This window comes from Candidatus Angelobacter sp. (assembly GCA_035607015.1).
Taxonomy (GTDB): domain Bacteria; phylum Verrucomicrobiota; class Verrucomicrobiia; order Limisphaerales; family AV2; genus AV2.
On sequence record DATNDF010000410.1, the window covers coordinates 1 to 9,158 of the forward strand.

At 61.1% G+C, this 9,158-nt stretch carries 7 protein-coding genes; 4 read left to right on the forward strand and 3 right to left on the reverse strand.

Annotation, left to right across the window (positions count from 1 at the left end):
• From VN887_16365 to VN887_16375, 3 genes are all read left to right on the forward strand, one after another.
• A partial coding sequence (locus VN887_16365) for a TolC family protein (protein ID HXT41582.1) occupies positions 1–720 on the forward strand: 720 nt, incomplete at its 5' end.
• A 66-nt stretch (positions 721–786) separates the two neighbouring features.
• Positions 787–2,028, forward strand: a complete 1,242-nt coding sequence (locus tag VN887_16370) for an MFS transporter (protein HXT41583.1) — start codon at positions 787–789, stop codon at positions 2,026–2,028.
• 106 nt (positions 2,029–2,134) lie between these two features.
• Positions 2,135–4,012: a GDSL-type esterase/lipase family protein gene (locus VN887_16375; GenBank protein HXT41584.1), complete on the forward strand. Its 1,878-nt coding sequence runs from the start codon at positions 2,135–2,137 to the stop codon at positions 4,010–4,012.
• 109 nt (positions 4,013–4,121) lie between these two features.
• On the opposite strand, the gene VN887_16380 is transcribed toward VN887_16375, so the two are convergent.
• The 3 genes from VN887_16380 to VN887_16390 all read right to left on the reverse strand — a co-directional run bounded on the left by VN887_16380 (position 4,122) and on the right by VN887_16390 (position 8,322).
• A complete protein-coding gene (locus tag VN887_16380) occupies positions 4,122–5,606 on the reverse strand; it encodes an acetylxylan esterase (GenBank protein ID HXT41585.1) in 1,485 nt (494 codons plus the stop codon).
• A 135-nt stretch (positions 5,607–5,741) separates the two neighbouring features.
• Positions 5,742–6,974, reverse strand: a complete 1,233-nt coding sequence (locus VN887_16385) for a serine hydrolase (protein ID HXT41586.1) — start codon at positions 6,972–6,974, stop codon at positions 5,742–5,744.
• A 46-nt stretch (positions 6,975–7,020) separates the two neighbouring features.
• A complete protein-coding gene (locus VN887_16390; GenBank protein ID HXT41587.1) occupies positions 7,021–8,322 on the reverse strand; it encodes a neutral/alkaline non-lysosomal ceramidase N-terminal domain-containing protein in 1,302 nt (433 codons plus the stop codon).
• 138 nt (positions 8,323–8,460) lie between these two features.
• On the opposite strand from VN887_16390, the gene VN887_16395 reads away from it, so the two are divergent.
• The coding region (locus VN887_16395; protein ID HXT41588.1) for a hypothetical protein at positions 8,461–9,158 on the forward strand (698 nt) is incomplete at its 3' end.

Here is a 9,158-nt window from a genome sequence, read left to right on the forward strand (position 1 = left end):
AGCGATTATCGAATTGCCAAAAACACCCTCGCCAATTTGATCGCCTACAATCTGCCCAAAAACGTGGGGGAGGACATTCCACTGCAGCTCAGCGGCCAGCTGGACGCCGAGCCTTACGAAATCGACCTGCCCTCCGCCATCTCCCGGGCGTTGGACGGACGTCCTGAGCTTGCTGCGCTGCGCAAGGGTGAGTCATTGAGGAAGGAGGGCGTCGCCGCCGCCCGCAGCAGCCATCAGCCGAGCCTGCAGGCGTTCGGCGGCTACGGCTGGCGCAGCTCCCAGTTCAGCACTGATCTGATCCGCGACGTCGCGGGCTGGAATGCCGGCCTGCAGTTGAACTGGGACATCTTCGACGGCTTTCTTACCCGGGGCAAAGTGGACGAGGCCCGGGCGCTTTACGACAAGGCGCGCCACGAAGTCGAAGATTCGGTCCGGCGGATCGAACTGGAGGTTCGCACCGCCCACTCGAATTTCATCGAAGCGCGCGAAGTTTTGGAATCCCAACGGAAAGTTGTTGAACAAGCCGAGGAAGCCCTGCGTCTGGCTAATGCGCGAGCCGATGCGGGCACCGGGACGCAGCTCGACGTGCTCAGCGCGCAAACGGCGCTGACCGAGGCGCGCTCGACGCAGGTCCGGGCGTTGCGCGATTACTCGGTGGCCCGCGCCCGGCTGGAACGCGCGGTCGGAAACGCAGCGCCGCGCATCGAGCCGGTGAAATGACCGCTCCGCGCCTTTTCGCTGGTTTAATGCCTGCGACGTGGCTACAACGAGTCGCAGTTTGTTGAAATGAAGAAACCATCTGTTTTCATCATCTTTCTCACGGTCTTCATCGACCTGATCGGTTTCGGGATCGTGCTCCCATTATTGCCGATTTTTGCAAAGGATTTTGACGCGTCCGGCCTCACCATCGGGATGCTCATGGCGTGCTACTCCGCGATGCAATTCCTTTTCGCGCCTGTATGGGGAAGACTTTCAGATCGCATCGGACGACGGCCCGTTTTGCTCATGAGCACGGCCGGGGCCGCGATTTCCTACGCGATATTTGCCGTTGGTTCGGGAATGCCCGGACACACCGGACTGGTCGTGCTTTTTGTCTCGCGCTTCGTTGCGGGAATCTGCGGCGCCAACATCACGGTTGCCCAGGCGTACATCGCAGACATCACGCCTCCCGAGGACCGCTCGAAAAAGATGGGCCTGATAGGCATGGCGTTCGGGTTGGGGTTCATTTTTGGTCCGGCCCTGAGCGGGGTTGGCATGCACTTTTTCGGGATAACCGGTCCCGGCTGGATAGCCGCCGGTTTTTGCGCCGCGAATTTTTTCTTCGCGCTGATGCGCCTGCCCGAAAGCTGGAAGCCGACGTCGGAACACGCGGCGCGGCGGCCCCGCCTCAACCAATGGGTCCACACATTGAGCCTGCCAAAGGTTGGCCTCTTGATCGGCGTGTTCTTTTTTGCGACGTTCTGCTTTACTTGTTTTGAAACAACGCTCGGTCTGTTGGTCAGCCAGAATTTCCACCTGGAGGTGCAAAACGTAAACGGTCTTCCGGTTTACGATGCCAAAGTCGTCTATCTTTACGCCTATTGCGGGATCGTGGGCGCCTTCGTCCAGGGTGGCGCCATTGGCCGCGCCGTCAAGAAGCTGGGCGAGCCACGCCTGATCACGCTGAGCCTTGTCTTCGTTTCCGCCGCAATGGCTCCAATGCCCTTCGTCAGCAACTGGGCGGGCTTGTTGAGTGTTCTGGCGCTTCTGTCGGTCGGCTCCAGCCTTACGCGACCGCCGGTGTTTGGCATGATCTCGATTCTGACACCCGCCGACGAACAAGGTGCGACGATTGGCGTCGCGCAGGGAGCGGGCAGCCTTGCGCGGATCGTCGGGCCGATATTCGCGAACACGTTGTTCGAAAAACATCCTCCCCTGCCCTACCTGATCTGCGCGGGCATATCTTTCCTGACCGCCGTCATCGCGTGGCAGTATCTGCACAAGCCGAACCGGGCGGTGGTTGCCGCCAAAACACAAAGCGTTGGTTGACAGGGAGCCTTCAAACGTCTGTTACCAACCGCGGTCTGCTCGGGACAACACCACTGATGCCGGAAAACCCTTGCCTGGGCGGGCAAGCCCGCCAGAATCCGCTGCCATGAACCGCATTCTGTCACTCGCGCTCCTGTCCCTGCCGGCAATTGTCAGCGTGCTGGCTCAGGACACTTCCAAAGCCGCTTCGACCGCGGCCGCCACCCTGGCTCCCCTGCCCCCGGCCCTGGGAGTGCCGAAGCCCGGTCCGACCAACGACGCGCCCTACGCGCCACAGCCCATCCTGCCGGGCGGAGTGGTCGTCCCACTCTATCCTCCCGGCTCGCCGTTTCTCAAGGCCGACCGCGTTCGTGAAGCGGAGATTTACAACCTGAGCAAGGGGGCGCCGGGCCGCATCAACAGCGTCGTCAACATCCACAACCCGTCCATCGAAGTGCACACCGTGGAAGGCGGCCTCAACACCGGCGCGGCCATCATTCTCGCGGCCGGCGGCGGACACAACACACTCAACGTCGGTTCGGAGAGCGCCGACTTTGTCCCCTTCTTTTACAACTACGGCGTGAACACGGTCATCCTGCGCAATCGCCTGCGGCGCGACGGTTACAACGTGCAAAACGATGCCGTTCACGACGCCCTCCAGGCCATCCGTCTGGTCCGCGCGCACGCGAAGGAGTGGAACATTGATCCGAACAAGATTGGCATCATGGGATTCTCCGCCGGCGCCGAACTGGCCGCACCAGCGGCGCTCTTCTTCGAGGATTTCGACAGGACGAACAGCGGACCGGCCGAACCCCTCACGGGAGTTTCCTCGCGGCCGGACTTTGTGGGTTTGGTTTATCCCGGCCCCACGCCCTTTGCCCGCAATGCCAGCCCGCCGATTCCGCGCAACACGCCCCCGGCGTTCATCACCTGCGCGGGCTCCGGCGACCGCGTTCATGCCATCTGGGCGGACGAATACCTCGGGGCCATGCTGCGGGCGGGCATTCCCAACGTCGAAATGCACATCTACGGCACCGGCCGGCATCCCGGCGAACAATTGAGCGATGGCAGCCGGATGAGCGCCGGTCTGGCTGACCGCCGCGGCATGCCCTTCGGGAAATGGCAGGACCGTTTCATCGACTGGCTCCGCGACCTGGGCTTCCTGCAACAGCCGGGCGTCGAAACCAAAGCCGCCCGCGACATCGCCGCCTTCCTCACCCAGCCTCCGCGCGGGAGCGCGTCTGTCCCGGCCGACCAGCCTTTTCCACGCACGGACCAGAATTCCCGGATCGCTCATGCCCGGTTGCTGGAGAAGGCCGGGAAAGTTGGCATTGACGTTTATTTTGAGGGTGACTCGATCACGCGTCGATGGGGTGCGAGCGACCGGCAGTACAAGGATTTCCTTGCCAACTGGAATCGGAATTTCTTCGGGTGGAACGCCGCCAACTTCGGCTGGGGCGGAGATACCCTTCAGAACATTCTTTGGCGGCTCGGTAACGGAGAATTGGATGGCGTTAATCCGAAGATCATCGTCCTGCTTGCGGGCGCGAACAATATTGGCAGGACTCCAACTGCAGGCGGTGATGAGGCCAAAATCGAGGAGGTCACCAAGGGCATCAAGGCGACCCTGGACCTCATGCAACAAAAGGCCCCCGCTGCCACAATTGTGCTCATGGGCCTCACGCCGCGTAATAACGGCGGCACAGCCATTGTTTCCACGATCAACAAAATCAACGACCGCATCGCCCGGCTCGCCGATGGAAAAAAAATCCGGTACCTGAACATCAACAACCGGCTGGCGGATGGGGACGGAAAGCTGTTCGAGGGCATGACCGTTGATGGCCTGCACCTCTCGGTCAGAGGTTATCAAGTTTGGGCGGACGCCTTGAGGCCGGTCCTCACGGAATTACTCGGACCTCCCGCAAGGACAGATCATGCGCCGCCGCCGACGGGCGATCCCAGTGCGCAAACACCACCTGCCGAACCTCGATCGGGCGGTCGCTGAGCCTGCCTGACCGGATCGCGAACCGCGCAAGTGAGTGCAGTGTTTTCAACCGTCTCACGGCGGGTCTTTCGGCCACAGTTCTGATTGTGTCCAGATTTCCTGAATGCTTCTATCTGACGGGAGGCTTATGCCCGATGAACTTGTCGGCCCACGCGATGAAGTATTTCATGTTTGACCGGTCTTCGTGTCCACCGTCGTGCTGGCGCCAGGCAAGTTCGCCGTCGAGCAAACCGCTGGTGACCGGTGGCATTTTCGCGGTGTGATAATCCTCTTTTTCGCCAATGTCTTTTGCGCCCAGAAGCCGGAAGACCGGTCCGGCAGCGACAGTCGCCATATAGCTTCCCTGTTGGTCGAGCCAGTTGGCGTCGCCGCGCGCCGGCACGCCGTAGCTGATGAAGGTGAGACGCGGCGCGCATAGCGCGATCAATTCGTGGGCATCCACCGGCAGATCTCCCGCGTTCCGGCTTCCGAAGGTGGACTCGGCGGCGCCGTATTTCAGAAAATTGCCCGCCATCCAATGGTATTCGCCGGAGCCCGTGAGATTCTCCACGGCTTCACCGAAATTGCGGCGATGCAACTTGGCCCCGCCTTCACCGGAGGAACCAACGAGGACCATTGCGAAGCGTGGTTCGAAGGCCATCGTCACCAGCGCGGCCTTGCCGAATCGCGACACACCCTCGATGCCCACTTTCTTTGCGTCCACAAGGGGATCGGTCTCCAGATAATCCAATCCACGCGCGGCGCCCCAGGCCCACGCGCGCAATGAACCCCAGTCATCGGGCTTGCGGGGCTGCCCGTTGTTCACCAGCCCGATGATCCCCTTTGTCAGGCCGGCGCCATTGTCCGCCTGAATGCTGCCCGGATTGATGGTCGCGTATCCCCAGCCGGCGGAGATCAATTGTTCCGTCGATGACGGACCCGCGTTGTTCCCGCCGAACGAGCCAAACCGATTCGTCGGAGCGGGCTCTCCCGGTCGTCGCGGAAAACCACCGCCGCCAAATCCACCGAACATCATCAACACCGGCACCGGTTCTTTGGCATTCGCTGGAGTCACCAGCGTCATCTGGATATCCACGTTGATTGACGGGCAGGCTGAATTATCCACGTGCCCGACCAGTTGCTTCGCAACAACTGGAACCTCGCCGACGACCCGGTCAACTGCCTGAGTCGTAATCGTCCAGATCACCTTCGGCGCATTCTTTGGGACGCGCCCAATAACTTCGCGCTCGAAGTCCTCGACAATTTCCGGCCGGCGCTGTTTCCACCACATCTCGGGAGTCGTGACCTTCTTTCCGCTTTTCAGAGTGAGCGGGTCGGGCAGGTCGGGATACGGATTGGCTTTGGCCGGGTCATAGTTGGCTTCATTGGTCGCGCCGGCCCGACCGCTCGGCCCGGGCCGAAGAACTCTGATTCCCAGTTGATTCATCATATTTTGGTGATCCTGCTGGGCGGTCCAATTCAATGGACCCGGCTCGACGCTGGAGCCAGGCGTGGCTGCCGCCCCGTCGGACAAACCTCCTGCCGAAACAGCCAGCGTGAGTATGACGACGACGAAGCCCGGCCTTAAACTCATCAAGCGCGTGGGGTATTGCATAAGTGTTTGGATTTGGCGGAGTGGTGATGTAGGAATACACCGCTTTCACCGGGCTTCAAGTGAAGATTTACGGACGCATCCAAATTCGTGGTCACGGACGCGTGCGTCCGATCAGCCGAATTGCGGAATGAAACCTCACTCTCGGACCGCCGCACAAACCATCTCCAACACGCGCCGAATCCCATCGTCACCACCGCGACTACCTTCCACGAAGGGCGTTCCTTGGATCGGCTTCCAATCATCGCGTTCGTGACTCGGCTCGGGTTGTGGCACGTCCGTGAGTGTCGGATCATATTGCCCGTTGTTGCCGCCCATTTTGTAAATCACCAGGTCGAGCGACGGCACGATGATGAGCGCGAAGCCGCCTGCGCCGGATTTCCAAAACGCATCGCGTGGCGCGCCGATGACGTGCCCGTCTGAGTTCTGCTCGAACATCAGCGTGTAGGGACAATGCGGATTGTAGGGCGATGGCTTGTTACACAGCGCGAGGTAATCCGGGGGCACGAGCTGCTTGTCGCGCCATTTGCCGCCGTGCGCGAGGCAATAGCCGAAGCGCAACGCATCGGTCGCGTGCACCGCGATGCTGCCCGCGCCGTTCGCGTGCGGCATCCGGAATCCGCCGCGGTTCAGGCAATAACCCCACGCGCCCCAGCCCATCGGCTTCGCCAGGCGCTCGTCGATGTATTTGTCCAGCTCCATGCCCGTGATGCGCCGCAGCACCATCGACGCGATGTGCGGCTCCGGCGACGAGTAGGAATAACCCGCGCCCGCGTTCGTCCACATCGCGCAACGCAACGACGAACCATCAACGTCCTTGATGCTTTGTCCCGGCGACGGCTTCAGCGGAAATGATTTGCCCATCACGACCGCCGTCGGCGCGCCGCCTTCGCCATTATAGCCGCCGGTCATGCAGAGCAATTGTCCGAGTGTGATGTCCGCGCGGCGCGGATCGTCGAATTTGCCCTCGGCGTTGAAGGCTTCCGGCAAAAATTTTGGCGTGAACACTTTCGTGTCGAGCCCTTCGGGAATTTTGTCGCGGAACTCGTGCAACATGATGCCGCAGGCGATGCTCGTGTAAGCCTTGCCCGTCGAAGCCATGTCCGGATTCGCGTTGCGGCTGGCGCGCCCGACATACTTCTCGAACACCAGCCAGCCATTGCGCACCACGATCAACCCGGCGTTCTGCGTGCAACGCTGCGTGAATTCCCACGCCTGCTCCAACCGCGGCAAATCCATCGCGGCGCGTTCGCGGATTTGCGTGGCGTTAGTCGCGGTGCGCCAACCGCCCGCGCTGTCGGGTGGAGGGAAATGATCCGCCGCGCGCGCAAACGGTAGCCAGAGGAAAACCAAAATGAAAACGAAACGCATGAACGAGTTTAGCAGGCGGTTCGAGGCCGGCAAGCCCCGGTGGATGCTAGTCCTTCCTCAGTTCCTGCAACAGACTGAGCGTCTCCCGGATCAGGACTTCATCGGCTCCGGGCGCGAAGTGGCTGCTCTGCACTTCATAACCGCCGTCGGGATAACTCGAGGTCGTGGGGAGGTATCCGGCGGCGCCATTGCAATGGGTGAACACGAACGTGTAGCCGAACGGCGATTTTTCTTTCACCGCTTTACCGATTTCATTGAAGACCTCGCCGCCCCAGCCAACGAAGGCTATGTCACCCAGTCTCGCGGCCGTGATGAGCATCGAAGCCGTCGCGCCCGTCTCGGATTCATCGTCGCCGCTTTTGCCAGGAACAGTGATGGTCTCCGAAGCGGTCCTGATGGTTGTGTTGGTGACATTCGTCCGGATTCCATCAGCGACATGAACGACCTCTTCGCCCAGGAGTGTCCCCAACAGGATCGGTTCGGGGATCCATCCGTTGTTGGTCTTGAACCCGGAAAGAACCCGGTACCACGGATCGATGTTGCCGGAGGCTCCGGCGAATCCCGTGCTGATCGCTCCCGAGCCATAATAATTCTCGATGAACCGGGCTGCCAACCCGTGCACATCGCCGCTGACGCTGTTGTTTCCCGGTCCAAGCGATGTGCTGTGAGTGTCATGGGCAAAGATAAGACCGGCGATGCCTGATTCGCCCGGACGAACCAATCGAAGCACCTGAACTTCGCGATCGGTCATGAGTGCCGGGTTGCGGCCAAGGATCACCTTGGGCTTGCCCTCCTTGTCGGTCACCACCTCACGCCGGTTGGCGCCGACCGGCGATGAGCCCGATCCAACCCCCGCCTCGACCGGACCGAGGTTCGCGATTGCCCGACTCACCACGTCCACCAGTCTGCCTTCCAGCCATTGAGTATATTGCACATTGTTCGTGTGACTCTTCGGGCTCTCCAATCCCAGGGCCGGCGCGCTGTGAGTGTGGGTGGCGCACAGGAACAATTCCGACGGCTTCAATCCGCTCGCCTTCAGCACCGCGCTCCTCAACGGTTCAGCCGTTGAATTGTAAAACCCGCAATTCTCAACCGCCACCAGCACCAGCCGCTGATCACCATGCTCGAACGCGACGGCCCGCGCAAAAAGCGGATCGTGAACCTCGCGGGAAAGTTCCTTGCGACTGGCATAACCTGCCAGCATCACCGGCTGCGTGGGTGTGATGTCGATTCTGGCCAGACCCGCCCGCAATCCGTCCGCCAGCGCCGGCGCCGCGACCGGACCGGAGAGCAGACTCAAGGACAACAAGCAAAGCCGAATCGAAAGCCGGAGATTCGCGGGTCTCATCAACAAAAGATAACGGGCTTAACAGGTGATTTACAAGACCCGCGCAAAGCTCATCGCGGCGATGGCAACGGACGGCGCAACTGCGGAATTGGCGCGTGCGCAAATCGGCTGAGTGTTGTTAACTCTTCTGCCAATCTCATGCGTCGCCTCATTTTAGTTTTAAGTCTGCTAACCGCGGAACTCCATGCGGGTGACGCGCCGGTCGCGCCTCGACTCGTCGGAAACTGGTGGACCGTGACCACCGATCCCGATCTCGGGTCGCTCACCACGACGAACCAGCAACCGGTTGATTTCGCCATCTGGCAGGCGGCGGATGGCACGTGGCAACTCTGGTCATGCATTCGCGGCACCAGGGAACCCGGCAACACGCGACTGTTCCATCGTTGGGAAGGGGCGAAGCTCACCGACACGAACTGGACGCCGCGCGGCATCGCGCTGCACGCCGACCCCGCGCTCGGCGAGACACCGGGCGGTTTGCAGGCACCTTACGTGCTCCGCCATGACGGCAGGTTCTGGATGTTTTACGGTGACTGGGTAAACATCTGTCTCGCGACCAGCATGGACGGCAAAAACTTCACGCGCCAGGGTAATGCCGGCGGAAAACCACAGCTCAATGTCGCCGGGCTGGTTGACCTTCATCGGAACACGCGTGACCCGATGGTCCTGCGCGTCGGTGGCAAATGGCATCTCTACTACACGGCGCATCCGGCGAACAAAGGTTCCGATTATGTCCGCACTTCGGACGACCTGCTCAACTGGGGCGAGGAACGCGCCGTGGCGGCGGGCGGACGCGCAGGTGACGGACCCTACTCGGCCGAATGCCCGTTCGTCGTCGA